Source organism: Paenibacillus sp. JNUCC 35 (assembly GCF_058269095.1).
In genome coordinates this window covers 5,491,910-5,510,000 of record NZ_CM177771.1, presented here as the reverse complement: position 1 = coordinate 5,510,000, position 18,091 = coordinate 5,491,910, and the positions used below count along the sequence as shown (strand labels likewise).

General features: G+C 55.7%; 12 protein-coding genes, 3 tRNA genes and 2 rRNA genes (1 of these 17 only partly in view). All 17 read left to right on the top strand.

Annotated elements, in window-relative coordinates; genetic code table 11:
- Positions 1–535, top strand: a 23S ribosomal RNA gene (locus tag AC2TF6_RS24935) (it extends 2,383 nt beyond the left edge of the window).
- Between the two features lie 164 nt (positions 536–699).
- Positions 700–816, top strand: a 5S ribosomal RNA gene (gene rrf / locus AC2TF6_RS24930).
- Between the two features lie 72 nt (positions 817–888).
- Positions 889–965: transfer RNA gene (locus AC2TF6_RS24925), tRNA-Ile, on the top strand.
- A 76-nt stretch (positions 966–1,041) separates the two neighbouring features.
- Positions 1,042–1,117: transfer RNA gene (locus AC2TF6_RS24920), tRNA-Ala, on the top strand.
- A gap of 6 nt (positions 1,118–1,123) precedes the next feature.
- Positions 1,124–1,199 (top strand) — tRNA-Asn (locus AC2TF6_RS24915).
- 431 nt (positions 1,200–1,630) lie between these two features.
- Positions 1,631–3,034: an ABC transporter substrate-binding protein gene (locus AC2TF6_RS24910; protein WP_491308958.1), complete on the top strand. Its 1,404-nt coding sequence runs from the start codon at positions 1,631–1,633 to the stop codon at positions 3,032–3,034.
- Positions 3,035–3,190: 156 nt separating this feature from the next.
- The gene (locus AC2TF6_RS24905) at positions 3,191–4,081 is read left to right on the top strand and encodes a carbohydrate ABC transporter permease (RefSeq protein WP_491308957.1); all 891 of its coding nucleotides are present in this window, start codon (positions 3,191–3,193) and stop codon (positions 4,079–4,081) included.
- A gap of 21 nt (positions 4,082–4,102) precedes the next feature.
- On the top strand, positions 4,103–4,936 hold the full coding sequence (locus AC2TF6_RS24900) for a carbohydrate ABC transporter permease (protein ID WP_491308956.1): 834 nt from the start codon (positions 4,103–4,105) through the stop codon (positions 4,934–4,936).
- 330 nt (positions 4,937–5,266) lie between these two features.
- The gene (locus AC2TF6_RS24895) at positions 5,267–7,018 is read left to right on the top strand and encodes an amylo-alpha-1,6-glucosidase (RefSeq protein ID WP_491308955.1); all 1,752 of its coding nucleotides are present in this window, start codon (positions 5,267–5,269) and stop codon (positions 7,016–7,018) included.
- Between the two features lie 145 nt (positions 7,019–7,163).
- Positions 7,164–7,943 (top strand): SDR family NAD(P)-dependent oxidoreductase, encoded by a 780-nt coding sequence (locus AC2TF6_RS24890; RefSeq protein WP_491308954.1) that lies wholly within the window; start codon positions 7,164–7,166, stop codon positions 7,941–7,943.
- A gap of 389 nt (positions 7,944–8,332) precedes the next feature.
- Positions 8,333–9,730, top strand: coding sequence for an aminomethyl-transferring glycine dehydrogenase subunit GcvPA (gene gcvPA / locus AC2TF6_RS24885; protein WP_491308953.1), 1,398 nt, complete (start codon positions 8,333–8,335; stop codon positions 9,728–9,730).
- Between the two features lie 260 nt (positions 9,731–9,990).
- Entirely contained in the window at positions 9,991–11,565 is a 1,575-nt protein-coding gene (gene gcvPB, locus AC2TF6_RS24880) for an aminomethyl-transferring glycine dehydrogenase subunit GcvPB (protein WP_491308952.1), read from the top strand.
- 170 nt (positions 11,566–11,735) lie between these two features.
- Positions 11,736–13,439 carry a cache domain-containing sensor histidine kinase gene (locus AC2TF6_RS24875; RefSeq protein WP_491308951.1) on the top strand — a complete coding sequence of 568 codons (1,704 nt, stop codon included), beginning with the start codon at positions 11,736–11,738 and terminating at the stop codon, positions 13,437–13,439.
- Positions 13,436–14,680 (top strand): response regulator transcription factor, encoded by a 1,245-nt coding sequence (locus AC2TF6_RS24870; RefSeq protein WP_491308950.1) that lies wholly within the window; start codon positions 13,436–13,438, stop codon positions 14,678–14,680. The genes AC2TF6_RS24875 and AC2TF6_RS24870 overlap by 4 nt, the downstream gene beginning before the upstream one ends.
- 247 nt (positions 14,681–14,927) lie before the next feature.
- Positions 14,928–16,193: an ABC transporter substrate-binding protein gene (locus AC2TF6_RS24865; RefSeq protein WP_491308949.1), complete on the top strand. Its 1,266-nt coding sequence runs from the start codon at positions 14,928–14,930 to the stop codon at positions 16,191–16,193.
- Between the two features lie 26 nt (positions 16,194–16,219).
- A complete protein-coding gene (locus AC2TF6_RS24860) occupies positions 16,220–17,182 on the top strand; it encodes a carbohydrate ABC transporter permease (protein WP_009672205.1) in 963 nt (320 codons plus the stop codon).
- Positions 17,183–17,203: 21 nt separating this feature from the next.
- The gene (locus AC2TF6_RS24855) at positions 17,204–18,013 is read left to right on the top strand and encodes a carbohydrate ABC transporter permease (RefSeq protein ID WP_491308948.1); all 810 of its coding nucleotides are present in this window, start codon (positions 17,204–17,206) and stop codon (positions 18,011–18,013) included.
- Positions 18,014–18,091 lie beyond the last annotated feature (78 nt).

Sequence of the window (18,091 nt, the reverse complement as noted above, 5' to 3'; positions counted from 1 at the left end):
TACAGGTCGAGCAGGGACGAAAGTCGGGCTTAGTGATCCGGTGGTACCGCATGGAAGGGCCATCGCTCAACGGATAAAAGCTACCCTGGGGATAACAGGCTTATCTCCCCCAAGAGTCCACATCGACGGGGAGGTTTGGCACCTCGATGTCGGCTCATCGCATCCTGGGGCTGAAGTAGGTCCCAAGGGTTGGGCTGTTCGCCCATTAAAGCGGTACGCGAGCTGGGTTCAGAACGTCGTGAGACAGTTCGGTCCCTATCTGTCGCGGGCGCAGGAAATTTGAGAGGAGCTGTCCTTAGTACGAGAGGACCGGGATGGACGTACCGCTGGTGTACCAGTTGTCTCGCCAGAGGCATAGCTGGGTAGCTATGTACGGAAGGGATAAGCGCTGAAAGCATCTAAGCGTGAAGCCCCCCTCAAGATGAGATTTCCCAGTATGTAAGACCCCTTGAAGACGACGAGGTAGATAGGTTGGAGGTGGAAGCACAGCAATGTGTGGAGCTGACCAATACTAATCGGTCGAGGGCTTGACCACAAGGCTTTTCCGACAGGAAAGGCCGCATCGAAAGCATACGCGACGAGCACACGTTAGTGTCTGACATCGGAAGCATATGCACCACAAGATCTTTGGATGGATCGACTGCACGTTTCGCTGCTAGTTTTCAGGGAGCAACCCTGGTGTGTCTGAATAGACACCTGTTTGGTGACGATGGCGGAAGGGAACCACGCGTACCCATCCCGAACACGACCGTTAAGCCTTCCAGCGCCGATGGTACTTGGACCGAAGGGTCCTGGGAGAGTAGGACGTTGCCAAGCAAGAGCCCACTTAACGGTGGGCTTTTCTTATCCTTTTATCGTGTTTCTACCTATTATATAGGTGTTACATATGGGCCCTTAGCTCAGCTGGTTAGAGCGCACCCCTGATAAGGGTGAGGTCGGTGGTTCGAGTCCACTAGGGCCCACCACTTACGAAATTGCCTCTCAAAAAATGCTTGACGAATTTCGCAAGACAAGTTAGAATTTTTTCTGCAGCACCAAAATGGGGCCATAGCTCAGCTGGGAGAGCGCATCGCTGGCAGCGATGAGGTCAGGGGTTCGATCCCCCTTGGCTCCACCATCTTATTCCCTGATAGCTCAGTTGGTAGAGCACTCGACTGTTAATCGAGTTGTCACAGGTTCGAGTCCTGTTCGGGGAGCCATACATATAACCAAGAGCCGAGAGGCTCTTTTTTTGATGTTTTCAAAAGCAGGCACAGTCGAATTTTACTAGGAAATTACGCCCCTTGTGAGGGCTGAGCGAACGGTAGGACAAGTCTATCGGCGACCACCGTCATGCGGATGCCACACCGCGCGCTAGGAGCTGTGAGGAAATATCTGGCGGCTGGTTAAGACGAGCGGAAGATCGAGCAAGTCGACCAACTGTGCACGGTTCTCTACCTTCATACTTGTTCATTTTGCAGCAGCTGTTTCTCTGACTTATAGGGGAGCGGCTTTTTACTTTTCAGTGATAATAATAAATAAAAGTTCTTTTTAGCGGATTATAAAAATATAGTGAAATAAACCTTTATGTAAGCGCTTAAAAATCTTGTCTGAAGCAGCCAGCTGTATCCAAAAATAAGGAGGGCAAGCCATGGCAGACGGAAGAAGAAAGAAGTGGAGTGTCGCGGCGGTTTTGTTAAGTTCGGCATTATTGTTCGGATGTTCCGGCCAGAGCGTAAAAACGACACCGGGACCGACCCAGACGGGAAAGGATGCGGGAAATTCCCCGGCCGCTAAAACGATAACCATTACTTATAGAGACGATGGAATTGGTGAGCAGGGCGCTCTGTTTAAATGGATCAAGGAAGTGGCGTCCAGTTATCCGGATAAAAGCGTGGAAATCAAGCCGACCCCGATTCAGGCGTCCGAGGGAGATTATTTTGCCAAGATAGCCTTGGCACTGAAATCGAAGGATACGGCACCGGATATCGTGACGGAGGACACGTTCATTCTGAACTCGGATGCGAGTGCGGGCTACCTGGAACCGTTGGATGACAGGTTGAAGGGGTGGGAAGATTGGACGAACGGCTCTTTTATCGAAGCTATGAAGAAAGGGGTAACTGCAAGCGACGGCAAGCTGTATGGAGTCCCTTACAATACGGATTCGAGGGGACTGTGGTACAACAAGGAGATTTTCAAAAAAGCCGGACTTCCCGAGAACTGGCAGCCTAAAAACTGGGATGAGGTTTTGAACGCGGCAAGGACAATTAAGGAGAAAGCGCCGGATGTGGTTCCGATCTGGATGAATATGGGCAAGGCGACGGGAGAAGCGACTTCGATGCAGACTTACGAAATGCTTCTCTATGGTACCGGAGAGAGGTTGTACGACGATGCGAGCGGAAAATGGATCGTGAAGAGCGAAGGGATTCTGGATGCGCTCGGTTTTATCGAAACGGTGACGAAAGAAAAGCTCGGACCGCCGCTGTCCAAAGTGCTGAACGGCCAAGCCGGAAACACGGCTACGCGTGAATATTTGCCGAAAGGCAAGCTCGCGATCGCGCTCGACGGGTCCTGGATCACCGGCAATTATCTGGAGGGAGGGGCGGCACCGTGGCCGGCTTATAAAGATGTGCTCGGGTTTGCGCCCATGCCGACAAGCAAAGGCCAGGCCCCGGGTTCGATCACGCTAGCCGGAGGATGGGCCTTGTCGATTCCCAGCAATGCGCAGCATAAAGACGAGGCATGGAATTTTATTAAATACGCGCTGAATAAGGAAAACACGCAGAAGCTCGTGATCGCTTCCGGCAATATAACGGTCCGGGCAGACGTAGCGAAAGATCCGGGCTACACGAAAATGCCGTTTAATGAGCTGGCAACGGAATATTTGAAGAATGCCGAGTTTAGGCCCGCGCAGGATAAATATCCGGAAGTGTCCACTCAGATTCAAACGATGATCGAATCGGTGGCAACGGGGACAGCGCCCGCGGCTGCTTTAAATAAATATACGCAGGATGTAACCCGCATTGCAGGCGCGGAGCATATCACGGAAAAGTAAATGACAGGCTGCCTGCTCAGGCACATGCGGAAAACGGCAGGGAGGACGGGAAAGAAGCGGGTGACTGCCGTCATGCGACGGCACTCATCGCACCGGCTGCCTGGACCAAGCTTGAGCAGGTTTTTTGTACCGTTAAAGTGCGGGAGGGGGATGCGGATGAGTAGTGTGGCGGTCCAAGATCTTTATAGGAAAAAACGAACCTCTTCGTGGTTTTATTTTTTGCTTCCTTCGATAGTGATTATGCTGGTGTTTTTTATTTATCCGATTTTGCTGACCTTTTATTATTCCTTCACGAATCTGGCGTTGACGGGGGAAGCCGCGAAAGAGCTGAAGTTTACCGGCTTCGATAACTATGTGCGGATGTTTCAAGATCCTACGGTCCGGATCAGTATCTGGAATACGCTCGTTTTTCTGATCGGATCGGCCGTTATCGGCCAGCAGGTGCTGGGCTTTCTGATTGCGCTTCTGATGAAGCACAAAAATAAGCATTTCCGCCGGGTGATCGGAACCATCGTGCTGGCAGGCTGGGTAACCCCGGAAATTGTTTGCGCTTTATGTTTGTACAGCTTTTTCGGGGATGAGGGCACTTTGAATGCCATCTTGGCGTTTTTCGGTATTCCGGTCGTTACATGGCTGTATACCGTTCCGATGCTTACGATTATTCTGGCTAACATTTGGCACGGGACGGCGTTTTCCATGCTCGTCTTTCAAGCGGCGCTGGATGACGTGCCCGCGGAGATCGAAGAAGCGGCCGTTGTTGACGGTGCGTCCAGGTGGCAGATCTTGATAAGAATTATTTTGCCCCTTATAAAAGGAACCTTGACCACCAATATGATGCTGGTTACTTTGCAGACTTTGGGTGTATTCGGGCTCATCTATGCGATGACCGGAGGAGGACCGGGAACCTCGACGACAACCCTGCCTATTTTTATGTACAACCAGGCGTTTGTGAATTATCAGCTCGGGTACGGGACGGCCATATCGCTGCTCCTGCTGCTTCTGGGCATTATCCTCAGTCTGTTCTATATCCGTGCGATGAAAGAGTAAACTTACAAGGGAGAACATCGTATGAATACGAGCCAGCGTAAATGGATGTATCGCATCTTGCCTTATACGATTCTTGTTTTCATCGGCATCTGTTTTATTCTGCCCCTTTTGTGGGTTTTGGTGGCATCTGTCGATTCCAACGCGATGCAGTCGCTTAAGGTCCCCGCGCGGCTGACTGGGACGAATTATGCGGAGGTGATCGCCAATCCGGAAAATCAGCGGGCCTATATGATCGGCCTCATCATGTCTCTGGGCCAAGCCGTACTCGTCGTTATTCTGGCCCTGCTTGCGGCTTACCCGTTGTCCCGCTATCAATTAAAGTATAAAAAACCGTTTATGCTTACCGTGTTGTTCATGACTTCGCTTCCGATTACGGCGGTTATGGTTCCGGTGTATCAATTGTTCCTGACCACTAAGCTGTATGACAACATTTTCGGCGTCACCTTATTTTTCGCGGCTTCGTCCATGCCGTACGGCATCTGGATGCTGAAGAACTTCATGGACTCGGTGCCGAGCGAGCTGGAAGAAGCGGCCTGGATTGACGGAGCGTCCGTGTTTACAGGCATCCGCAAGGTGGTGGCGCCGCTGATGGTTCCCGGCATTTGCACGGTAGCGATTTTTACGTTTTCGGGAAGCTGGGGGAACTTCTTCGTTCCGTATATCCTTCTGCAGTCTCCTGATAACTTCCCGGTATCCTTGAAGTTGTATCAGTTTTTCGGACAATATGGGATGGCTGACTACGGTAAATTAGCGGCATTTTCGGTCCTGTATGCCGTTCCGTCCGTCATTCTGTATATGCTGTCCCAGAAATTCATGTCGAAAGGATTCGGACTGCAGGGAGGAACAAAAGGATAAGAGGACCGGCCGCAGCGGCCGCTCACAAGAGAGACCGGATCTTATAAGCCGTGGCATTTAAAAGTAACCGTCTTAGAGGCAGATCGCCTCCGGGCGGTTTTTTATTTGGTAGGAATAAAGGAAGGCAGTGAACAAAAAGACGAATCTCCGCATACAAAATGGCACCTTTAGAGCCTCCGGCTTAAAACCGCGGTGCAGCAGGTGCAAAATGACACGAAGATACCAACAAGCGTCGGTGTGGGGATTCTCCTCTTTCCGGTACAATTTTATGTAAACGCTCTCTTCATGAGCAGGAACTACGAATCCAAGGAGCAACGGGGGGCTGCAACTATGAATTTCGATCTGTCTGTGGTGCCATTCAGCCGCTTTGGTTCCTATTTCGCCCTATCGAGGCTGCCGCAAAGCGAAAAGCGCAGCGAAGGGCTTTACGTACGAATGATCCGCGGGGGCGACGAGCAGGCCGGTGTCCTGTTCGGCATTACCCCCATTGATCCGAAGAGCAGGGAAGCGCTGACCGATTACAGGGTGGAAGCTTCCCCCGTCAAGGTTCGTCTGGAAAGCGGGACGGGCTGGATGGAATGGTGCATTCCGGAGCCGGACTGCATCCGTGTCAGAGGCGAAGGGATCGGACTGAAGCTGACGGCGGAGCTAAGCGCATACGATTACGCCCTTCCTTATCAGGAAAGAGGATGGGAGCTTAACAGCTTTTCGCGGGAGGTCCGGATTCTGCTTTCGCCGCTGCTCGGCCATTTCGAGCCGGATGTAGTCTGGGGCGGACTCCGTGCCAAGCATATTGCTTTCGTGATGGTTCCCGGCGGAGAAAGTCAGTCGTTCGATCTGTCTCTCGAAGAATACCGGACGGTCCCCGGACAGCGCGGCGCATATTCTTACGAAGAGGCTGAGGCTATGGCGGGCCAGGACTGGGAACAGTGGCTCTCCCGCACGATCCGGACTCCAGAGGATTGGGAGGAAGCGCGAACGCTTGCCGCGTACATTACGTGGTCCTGCGTCGTACGCGCGGACGGCTATTTATCCCGTCCCGCGATGTACATGTCGAAGAACTGGATGACGAACATATGGAGCTGGGACCACTGCTTCAATGCGATGGCGCTGGCCGGGACGAACCCGGATTTAGCCTGGGATCAGTTTGCGATATTTTTTGACCGGCAGGATGAAAGCGGGATGCTGCCGGACTTTTTGAACGATAAATATGCGCTCTGGAACTGCTGCAAACCGCCCATTCACGGGTGGACACTGGACTGGATGATGAAAAATTCGTCGGCGGTCACGGATGAGCGGCTTCGGGAAATTTACGAACCGCTCGGCAAATGGACGACGTGGTGGTTCCGGTACCGCGATGACGACGGAGACGGAATTCCCCAGTACAATCACGGCAATGACAGCGGCTGGGACAACAGCACGGCGTTCCTGACGGATATTCCCGTGGAGAGCCCGGATCTTTCGGCGTTTCTTGTCATCCAGATGGAAGTATTGGCCGTCGCGGCGCAAAGGCTCGGCTTGGATGAAGAGTCCGAGCGCTGGTCGGCCCGGGCAACCGAGCTGCTTCAAAAGCTGATCGGGCACTTCTGGGACGAGAAAGAGGGGCGCTTCACGGCCATGCGTTCCGGTACCCACGAGCGTTCGGCCGGAGACAGCCTGCTGTCGTTCGTCCCGATCGTGCTGGGCAACCGGCTTCCCGGCCCTATCCGCGAGAAGGTGATCGCGGATTTGAAGCAGCCGGCCCGGTTCTTGACCGGCAACGGGCTGGCGACGGAGAGCACGTCCAGCCCGTACTACGCGGCGGACGGCTACTGGCGCGGCCCGATTTGGGCCCCTTCCACGATGCTGATCGTGGAAGGGCTTCGCGGAGCGGGCGACGAGGAATTTGCCTCGGAGGTGGCCCGCAAGTTCTGCCGCATGGCGGCAAAGTCCGGTATGGCGGAGAATTTCGACGCCGTAACCGGTGAGGGGCTGCGCGACCGGGCGTTCACGTGGACGTCGAGCGTTTTCCTTCTGCTGGCCGGCAGATGCAGGGAAGAAGAGATGGTTGCCGGGGCGTTCGCAGGCAGTCCGGAGCAGTAAGGATGGCTGCCTCGCGCCTCAGTGACAGTTAAAACGGGAACGGAAAGCGATACAAGCACGAAAGCACGAAGTAGACCAAGAAGCAGACCAAGAAGTAGACCAAGAAGCAGACCAAGCAAGAAAACATACCAAGGGGGTAAATCGGATGCCAACGAACACTTCTCTGCTGGATTTAACCGGAAAGACGGCCCTGGTGACGGGAGCCGCTTCGGGAATCGGGCTTGCGGCCGCTCAAACACTGGCAGCTAACGGAGCCAAGGTGATGCTGCTGGACATGAACGAAGCCGGCGGCCGCGAAGCCGAACGTCTCCTTACGGAGCAGGGGCATTTCGCCCGGTATATCCCGTGTAACGTTACACAAGCGGAAGACTGCCAAGCGGCGGTTGAAACGGCGGTCCGGGAGACGAGCCGGATCGACATCGTTTTCAACAACGCGGGCGTGATCCGGCGGAAAACCGTTGTGGAACTGACGGAAGAGCAGTGGGATCTCGTGATCGACGTTTCCTTGAAAGGGACCTTCCTTCTGTCCAAATACGCGATCCCGGTAATGGAAAAGAACGGCGGCGGAAGCATTATCAACACGGGATCGGGCTGGGGGCTGAAAGGCGGCGACCAGGCGGCCGCTTACTGCGCGGCCAAGGCAGGCGTGGTGAACCTGACCCGCGGAATGGCGATTGACCACGGCCCTGCCGGAATCCGCGTGAATTGCGTCTGTCCGGGGGATACGGATACGCCGCTTCTGCGCGATGAAGCCAAGCAGTTGCGCCGGGACGAGGCAAGCTTCCTAGTAGCTTCCGCGGAGCGTCCGCTGAACAGGCTGGGGACGCCTCAGGATATCGCCAACGCGGTGCTGTTCCTGGCAAGCGGGATGTCCGCGTGGGTTACCGGCTCGGTTCTCGTGGTGGACGGCGGAGGTTTGGCGTAAGCTTTTTTGGCGGCAAAGAATTTGCAGAATTGAGCTAGAGAGCTTGGGGGCGGGCAGATCTTGGGACAGCGATAAGCAGGTGGGTCTGTAACACGGGCAGATGCTGGGACAGCGATAAGCAGTAAGTCCGTGACACGAACAAAAGCCGGACAACGACGAGCAGTAAGTCTGTGGCACGAACAGAAGCCCGGCGGCAGTGTTCCGGTAGTTTGCAGCACGGGCAGATGCTTGAACATCGACTGATCAGTACGCTCTGTGAAACCGGCATAGAAAAAAGGCTTTTGCGATTAAATTTCGCACATGAGCGACTTTTTACCGGCAAGTTACCCCTAACTTTTTCATCAGGATTCTACTATTCCATCATTCAGCACACACAGGGAGGTTTACCGATGGCAACCAGGCAGTCTTCATCCCATCCATATATACCGAACACGGTATCCGACGTACAAAAGGATATGCTCCAAGTGATTGGAGCGGCTACTATCGAAGAGCTGTACCGCATGGTACCGGAATCTTTGCGCTACCGCGACAAGCTTCAAATCGGTCCGGCTTTGAACGAATACGAACTGCAGCGCCACATCGAAACGCTGCTGAACCGCAATCTTCACGCGCGGGAACGGCTCAACTTCCTCGGGGCGGGCTGCTGGCAGCATTACGTGCCTGCGGTGTGCGACGAGATCAGCCAGCGTTCCGAGTTCGTGACCGCGTATGCGGGAGAGCCGTACGAGGACCACGGGCGCTTTCAGGCGCTGTTCGAGTATCAGAGCCTTCTGGCCGAGCTCGTCGACATGGACGTCGTCAACGTGCCGACGTTCGATTGGGCCCAGGCGGCTTCCACCGCTCTTCGCATGGCGGCGCGCATGAACGGCCGCAGCGAGGTGCTGCTGCCGGCGACGACTCATCCGGACCGCCTGCTTATCATCCGCAACTACCTGTCGCCGCAAATCCGCTGCACCCTTGTCGGCTGCGACCCCGCGACAGGACTGCTGGATTTGGGCGATCTGCAGAGCAAGCTGAGCCCGGATACCGCGGCCGTCTATATCGAGAACCCTTCCTACCTCGGTCACATCGAGGTCCAAGGGGAAGCGATCGGCAAGCTCGCGAAGGAGGCGGGCGCCGTGTTTGCGGTCGGCGTGGACCCGATCTCGCTGGGCGTCCTGAAGCCGCCTTCCCGCTATGGCGCGGACCTTGTCTGCGGTGACCTGCAGCCTCTTGGCATCCGCATGAACTACGGCGGAGGCCAGGCCGGTTTCATCGCTTCGCGTGACGAAGAAGCTTACGTGATGGAATACCCGTCACGCCTGTTCGGCATAGCGCCGACTTCGGTGGAAGGCGAGTACGGCTTTGGGGACGTGGCGTATGAGCGGACTTCTTTTGCGAAGCGGGAAAAAGGGAAAGAGTCCGTCGGCACGCAGACCGCGCTGTGGGGGATCACGGCAGGCGTCTATCTGGCACTGATGGGGCCGCAGGGCATGCTTGAGGTGGGCCAGACCATCGTTCAGCAGGCGGAGTACGCCAAGAAGCGGCTGTCCGAGATCGAGGGAGTCAGCATGAAATTCAACGTGTCCACGTTTAAGGAATTTGTCGTTGACTTTAATTCGACCGGCAAAAGCGTGGCGGAGATTAATAAGCTTCTGCTTGAGCAGGGTATTTTCGGAGGCAAGGACATGTCCGCCGAATTTGCGCAATGGGGACAATGCGCGCTCTACTGTGTAACGGAAATCCACACGAAGCAGGATATCGATACCCTCGCGGAGGCGCTGAAAAAAGTGCTGGAAAGGGCCTGACGATCCTCTGTTAAGAAGCGGCGGAGAAGATACCGGAGGATTAGACGCGTGTTACGGCAAGCGATCCGGAAAATCACCGCTTATAAAACCAGATTATAAGACCAACCAACAGTATCGGTCGGTAGAACCAACCGATAGTACCAACTATCGAAACCGGTTAATGGAACCAATCAATAGAACCAATCAATAGAACCAATCAATAGCCAAGCAATAGAACTAACCCATACAATCAACCACCGATGAGAGGGGATATCGGCACCATGATCAAACGAATCGAACGAAACAGCAAGGTCCGCAAGTTCCACCAGGCGAAATGGGATGAGCCTGTCATATTCGAACTGCACCGTCCGGGCGAGCGGGGGATTCTGGTACCGGCGGCGGAGCCGGAGGTGGAAGCCGAGTTGGGCGACGGCCTGTCCGCCCTGCCTGCGTCCATGCGCAGAGAGACGGCACCGGCCCTTCCCGAGATCGGCCAGGCCAAAGTGCTGCGGCACTATCTGCGCCTGTCGCAGGAAACGCTGGGGTCCGATTTCAACGTTGAAATCGGTCAAGGCACCTGCACCATGAAGTACATTCCACGGATCAACGAGATGCTTATCCGCAGCCCCAAAATGATGGACCTTCATCCGCTGCAGGATGCGGACACGGTTCAGGGCATGCTCGAAGTCTATCACGGCCTCGACTTGGCGATGAGAGAAATATCGGGCTTGGACCGGTTCTCCTTCCAGCCGAGCAGCGGTACGCAGGCGCTTTTCGCCATGGCGTCCATCGTCCGAGCCTATCACGATGCGAACGGGGAAGGGGAGAAGCGCGACGAGATTATCACGACGATCTTCTCTCATCCGTCCCAGGCCGCAACCGCCGCGGTAAAAGGGTACAAAATCATCACGCTGTACCCGGACAAGGACGGCTTCCCGGATCTGGAGGCGCTGAAAAACGCGGTGTCCGAGAGGACGGCAGGTTTTGTCGTGGCGAACCCCGAGGACACCGGAATCTTCAATCCCCGGATCCGTGAGTTTACGGACGTCGTGCATGAAGCGGGCGGAATCTGCTTCTACGACCAGGCCAACGCGAACGGGCTGCTCGGCATTGCGCGGGCGAAAGAAGCGGGCTTCGATATGTGCTTCTTCAACCTGCACAAGACGTTCGCGGCGCCTCATATGTGCGGTGGGCCCGCAACCGGAGCACTCGGCGTGACGGCACAGCTGGAGCCGTTCCTGCCGGGTCCCGTCGTGGAATACGACGGCAGCCGCTACAGCCTGAGCGGAGAAACCCCGGAAAGCATCGGCAAAGTGCGGATGTTCCACGGCGTGGCTCAAACGGTACTCCGCTCGTATGCCTGGATTCGCGCGCTGGGGCCCGAAGGGCTGCTGGACGTGGCTCAAACAGCGGTACTCAACAACAACTATTTGTACGCGAACATTCTGAAAATCAGAGGCGCCAGCGCCCCTTATGTGGAAGGCGGACGCCTGGAGCAGGTACGCTACAGCTGGGAACAGCTGACGAAGGAGACCGGCGTGACGACGGAGGATGTTCAGCGCAGGATGTGCGACTTCGGGCTGCATTACTGGACCAGTCATCATCCGTATATCGTTCCGCAGCCTTTCACACTGGAGCCGACGGAATCGTACTCCAAAGAAGATCTTGACGAGTACCTGGATGCGCTGCGCCATATTTCGCAGGAAGCGTACGAAAATCCGGAGATCGTGAAAAGCGCCCCCCATAACAGCACCGTCCACCGCATCGACGAATCCAGCTTCGACGATCCCAAAGAGTGGTGCATTACGTGGCGGGCCTATCTCAAAAAAACCGAGCCGGCCGGGGCCGCCCGCTAAAGGGTCCCGCGCACGGAAGCGGGGCGCCGTACTGACGACGTTCAGACAGCGGACCCTGCTGGGTTATATTTCAAATTCCATAGAGCGCGGGGAGGCATGTGCACACAGCCTTCCCGTGCTATAATCATTTTACGGAAGCGCTTACTTTACTGCATGCGGGGGAGATTACGTTGTTTAGACACCTGGGCCTACTGCCGATTCGTTTACACCGGAGCCTGCAGGGAAAGCTGGTGCTGCTGATTTTGCTGGTCGCCATTATCCCTCTGTTGTCTCTGGGCTATGTGCTGTATACCAAGTCTTCGCAGACAATAAACGAGCAGTTCGGGCGTTACGGGGAAAATACGGTATCCCAGCTGCAGGTGCAGATCGATTCGACGCTGGCTCAGATGAAATATACCGTCGGAGATATTTTGTCCTACCTGCTGGATCCCAACTTTACGGTTCTGCATGAGGAGATTCCGACGACTTATTTGGGCTTTAAAGAAGAGCAGCAGCTCGAACAGTATTTAAAAGCCCATAAAACGCTGGATACGAAAGGCATTTTTATCCTGACGAAGTCCGGCTATTATTACGGCGAGCGCATCGCCAATACGGATCTCGTGGAGGAAAGCCCCTGGTTCGGCGAGGAGCGCACGGGGTACCGGTTCAGCATTTACGAGCCCAAGCAGTACAGCGGCACCTCCAACATTCCGGGCGAAAAAGTGATCGGCCTGCTTTTCCAGATTCACAATCAGGTCGGGGCGCTGGAGGATGCAAAGGTGCTGATCGAAGTAAAAGCCGAAAAGCTGCTGGATATGTTCCACGAGTACGAGCGGGATACGGGCGCTTTCCTGACCATATCGGATCAAGGGCGCATTCTGTATCAGACGGCGAAAGCCTATACAAAACGTGACGACGATGTCGTCTGGACGAAGCAGTCGGAGGAGACCGATTGGAAGATCGAAGTGCGGACGCCTTACCACCAGTTTTACCAGTCGTCTCTGCTCGTTCGGACATTTACGTTTACGGCCGTCAGCTTGTCCATTCTGTTGGCTTTCGTTCTGGCGTACTTCAGTTCGGTGCGTTTCCTTAGGCGGATTAAAAAAATGAAAAATTCCATCCGGGACGTCTCGCTCGGGCGCCTGGATACCCGGATCGTCGTCGATTCCGAAGATGAAATCGGGCGTTTGGGCCGCAGCTTCAACCACATGGTTGTCCAGCTGCAGGATTTGTTCGGAGAGGTCAAACGCGTGGAGCGGCAGAAAAAAGAAGCCGAGCTCCGGGCGCTCCACCATCAGATCAATCCCCATCTGCTGATCAATACGCTCGCTTCCATCCAGTGGAAAGCGCGGATAGCCGGCAACGCCGAGGTGCAGCAGATGATTCTGCATTTGACCAAGGTACTCGACGGTAACCTGAACTACACACGTGAGCTGGTAACCTTGAAGGAGGAGCTGGATGTGATTCATCATTACATGAATCTCCAGGAATACCGGTTCGGCCATGTGTTCAGCTATCGCATCGATACGGGGGAGATCCCCCTGGACCAGGTTCGCATTCCGCGGATGACTCTGCAGCCTTTGGTGGAAAATATTTTTTTTCATGCGTTCGAGGACGGGGCGGGCACGATCGAAATCAAAGTGCGTGAGCAGGGAAACGCGATCCGGCTGAGTGTGTGCGACGATGGCAAGGGAATGGAATCCGATGCGGCACGGCAGCTTCTGGCCGATCCCGGAGATGCGGTCGGCCGCAAGAAACGCAGCATCGGCATCTATAACGTCGATCAGCGGATCAAGCTGCATTTCGGCGATAAATACGGGCTGGATGTAGAGTCGGAGCCGGGAAAAGGAACATGCATCGGGATTAGGCTTCCGAAGGAGGAGGAAACGGGATGAGCGATACGACTATACGCGTACTGATTGCCGACGATGAAGTGATTATCCGCAGGGGGCTGATCAGCACGGTGCCCTGGGAACGCTACGGGATGGAAGTTGTGGCGGATGCGCCGAACGGGACACGGGCCTGGGAGGCTTTCCTGGAGCACGAGCCGGAGGTGGTCATTACGGACATCGTGATGCCCGGGATGACGGGAATCGAGCTGATTCGCAAGATCAAGGAGTATGCCCCTCAGACAAAAGCGCTGCTGCTCAGCTGCCACCGCGATTTCGAATACGCCAAGCAGGGCATCAAGTATGGCGCGTCCGGCTATCTGCTCAAAACCGATTTCAGCGATGAGGAGCTGGGGGATTACCTGGAAGGCTTCCGCAGCGAGCTCCGCAGGCCCGGACAGCAGGCGCCCGCACAGTCCGGGGGAGCCGAGGCATCCGCCGCGGACAAAGCCGCGGGCGTGGAAGGAGCGCTCCGCGAATGGCTGCACGGCATCCGGGACCGCTTTCCCGCCGAGCTGGAGAGGCTGCTCGAAGGGCAGTGGCGGTGGATGCGCGAGCCGACGGTGCCTTACCTGATCGGCTGCGGAGGCCCAGCGTCGGCCGAAGCGGAAGCGCCCGGCGCCACGGCCGCACCGGGCCCGGCCACCTGCGCCGCGCGCTTGGCGGCCGGGCTCGCCTCCGCGGGCCTCTGCGCGGCGGCGGCCCTCAGCGGGCAGCATGTGCTGCTGCTCGTCCCGCAGGGAGAGCGGCAGGCGTGGAACGCCCGCCTGTGCGCGCGCAAAGCGGCGGACCCGCAGCTGCGCTGGACCGAGGGCGCGGCGTTCTCCGGCGCGTCCGGCTGGCTGGCGGAGGTGCGCCGCCTGCACGGCCGCATCGAGCTGGAGACGCGCCACCGCGTGCGCATCGGCGAGTGGCCCGAGCCGATTGCGGCGGCGGTCCGCCTGATCGTCGAGCAGGCGGATTCGCAGCTCTCCGTCGCGGAAGCGGCCCATGAGGTCGGCCTGAGCCGCAGCCATTTCAGCACGCTCTTCAAGCGCGTGGTGGGCGAAAGCTTCGTGGCGTTCACCTGCCGCACGAAGCTGGGCATCGCTTCGGAACTGCTCGCCGCCTCGAAGCTGACGGTGCAGGACATCGCGGACCGGGTAGGCATGCCGGATGCGAAATATTTCAGCAAATGGTTCAAGCGCTGCACGGGTCAGACCCCGAGTCATTACCGCACGGAGCGGCGGATGACGGACGCTCGCTAGCCGGCTCTGCCAGTGCGGTTTCCCGGAAGGGAAGCCTTCTTTTTTTCCCCGGTAACGGATCGCCGGATAAAAACACCCCCTCACGCCGGACGTATTGGCACCTTCCTCGGGAGCCGTCCGGAGAGCGGGCAAAGCGGCACTTTTTTTCGGACATTCTTCCGTTTTGAAAACGCTTTATTTACCGTAAACTGAAGTCAATTCAACGCATTCATCTCATCACACCTAAGATGTTTATGGGGGGAACTTTATGAAAAAGACGCTCGTTCTCGCGCTTACCGGATCGATGGTTACCGCTCTTGCCCTCTCGGGCTGCGGCTCCAAGCAGGGAGAAGCCCAGGGGGGAGGAAACTCCGGCGATGGCGGCAAGGTGACGCTGCGCTTCGCGACCTGGGATACCGGGGATCTGCTCAAAATCCAGGAAACGATCGCCAAAAACTTCGAAGCCAAGCATCCGAACGTCAAGGTGCAGGTGGAAGCCTACGGAGACGGATTCGATCAGAAGCTGGCCGCTTCCATCGGAGCCAACAATGCGCCGGATGTGATGTACATGTGGGATTTTCCGACGTATTACAAAAACCTCGAACCTTTGGATGAGCGGATGAAAAGCGATACGACGCTGAAGCAGGACGATTTTTACCCGGGACTGCTCAATTACGTCAAAATCGATGGAACCGCTTACGGAATACCGGCAGGGTTTACGACAAGGGTGATGTATTACAACAAAAAGCTGTTTGACGAAGCGGGCGTCCCTCAGCCTAAAGAAGGCTGGACGTGGGACGAATTCAAAGCCGCAGCCCAGAAGCTGACGAATCCGGCCAAAAAGCAGTACGGCTTCGGAGTCCGTGCGGAGAACGATCCGTACGATCTTCAGGGAATCGTCTGGAGCAACGGCGGCAGCTTTATCTCGGATGACGGCAAAACGATCGAAGGCTATATGAACGGCAAACCGGCGGTCGAGGCGATCGGCATGATCGGCGATCTCGTCAAGTCCAAGACGGCCGTGATCGTGGGCGGCAAGAACCAGCAGTCGGGGGACGACATTTTCAAAGCGGGCAAAATCGCCATGTGGGAGAGCGGCATCTGGCCGCTGGACGGCTTCAAGGAAGCGAAGGTCGATGTCGGAACGGTTTCCATGCCGGTCTTTCCGGGCAAACCGGTTAAAGGCGTAATCGCCGAATCCGCGGTCTCGATGTCCAAAAACTCCAAGCACAAGGAAGAAGCGTGGGAGTTTATCAAATATTACGCTTCCGAGGAAGCGATCAAGCTGCGGACAAGCGACCTGCCGGTGCGCAAAAGCATCGTGGAAGGCAACAAGCTTGATCAGGACCCGGTATATAAGGCGTTCTACACGATGCTCGAAGCGAGCGACAACACCCCGGCTTTCCTGCTCAGCCCGAAATGGAACGAAGTCAACCGCAACTTAACGTCGGCCATCAACGCGATTATGCTTGGACAAAACGCCCAGGATTCGATGGATACGGCCGTGCGCGATTCGCAAAAGTTTTTCAAATAACCCGTTAGGGAAACGGAAGTGAGCCCATGCAACCGAACACCTTGCAGCTTCAAAAAGGCGTGCGGCGCAGCATCTGGAGAAGAGGCAGGCTAACCCCCTTCCTCTTCATTCTTCCCTGGATGATCGGGTTCGTGGCCTTTACGCTCGGACCCCTCCTGTTTTCGCTCGTCATTTCCTTTTACGATTGGCCCATAGTCGGCGAACGAACCTTTGTCGGCTTCCAAAACTATGTGAATATGTTCACAAATGATCCTTTGTTCTGGCATTCCCTAGGCGTAACGGTCCGGTTTGCCGCCATATTCGTGCCGCTGAATCTCGCTATCGCTCTTCTGCTGGCTGTTCTGCTCAATCAGAACGTTCGGGGAAGCGGTATTTTCCGCACCGTGTTCTACCTGCCTTCCGTCATCTCGGGCGTTGCCCTGGCGATGATCTGGGCCTGGGTGTACAGCGGGGAATACGGGATTCTCAATTATTTCCTGTCCCTGGTCGGAATTACCGGACCGGATTGGCTGCGTGAGCCGAACTGGTCGATGATCGCGATGGTCGCCGCAAGCCTGTGGGCGCAGGGGTCCATGATGCTGATCTTCCTCGCCGGGCTGAAAAATATCCCCGGCGATCTGTACGAAGCCGCCGAACTGGACGGTGCGGGCGCGTTCAAGCGGTTTATCCGCATCACGCTTCCCATGCTGGGCCCGACCTTGCTTTTCAACCTGATTACGTCGATTATCGCCGCTTTCCAGCAGCTTACGCTCGCGTTGACGCTTACGGGCGGAGGGCCGCTGAATTCGACTTATTTTTACGCGATGTATGTGTACGAGAACGCTTTTAAATATTTCAAAATGGGTTATTCCGCAGCCAACGCCTGGGTCATGTTCGTGATCGTGCTGGCGCTGACGATGATGGTCTTCCGCTCTACCTCCATGTTCGTCTATTACGAGGGTGAACTGAAGAAGAACAAAGCCCGGAAAACGAAGCGCAAAGCGCTGTAAAGACGATTGCGAGGTGAAGACATGAAGAGAGTACTCACATATGCCCTGCTGCTGTTTTTCTCGCTGCTGTTCCTGATGCCGTTCTTCTGGCTCGTTACGACGGCTCTGAAAAGCCCGGAAGAGGTTTATATGTATCCGCCCAAATGGATCCCGTCCGAGCTTCACTGGGAAAACTTCGCGAAGGCGTGGACCATTCAGCCTTTTAATGTGTTTCTGAAAAATTCCCTGACCGTTACCGTGCTGTGCAACATCGGCCAACTGATCTCGTCCTCGCTGGTTGCCTACGGATTTGCGCGGTTCCGTTTCAAGGGCCGGGACGCCCTGTTCATGGTCGTGCTCGCCACGATGATGATTCCGTGGGACGTGACGATGATCCCGCTATACATGGAGTTTAATTTCCTGGGCTGGATCAATACGCTGAAGCCTTTGATCGTTCCGTCCTGGTTCGGCTCGGCGTTTTACATTTTCCTGTTGAGGCAGTTTATTATGACCATTCCGACGGAGCTTGAAGAGGCGGCGAAAATCGACGGGGCGGGAGATCTGAAAATTTTTACGAAAATCATTATCCCCTTGATGTTTCCGGCACTCGTGCTTGTCAGCGTCTTTAATATGTTGGACACGTGGAACGATTATCTCGGGCCGCTCATTTTCCTGAACGATGCGAGCATGTATACGCTGACGCTCGGTCTGGCGCAGTTTAAAGGGATGTTCGGCGTCGACATGACTTCGGTTATGGCCGTAACGACGATCATCTGTCTGCCTCCGCTTGCGGTGTTCTTCCTTGCCCAGCGGTATATCGTGGAAGGCATTTCGATGACGGGCATCAAGTAAGGTCTTGTGTTCCTGTGAAGCTGGAGTGAATGGGAACTAAGGCTGAGCTATCAGAATCAAGCAGTAGGCAGTAAGCAA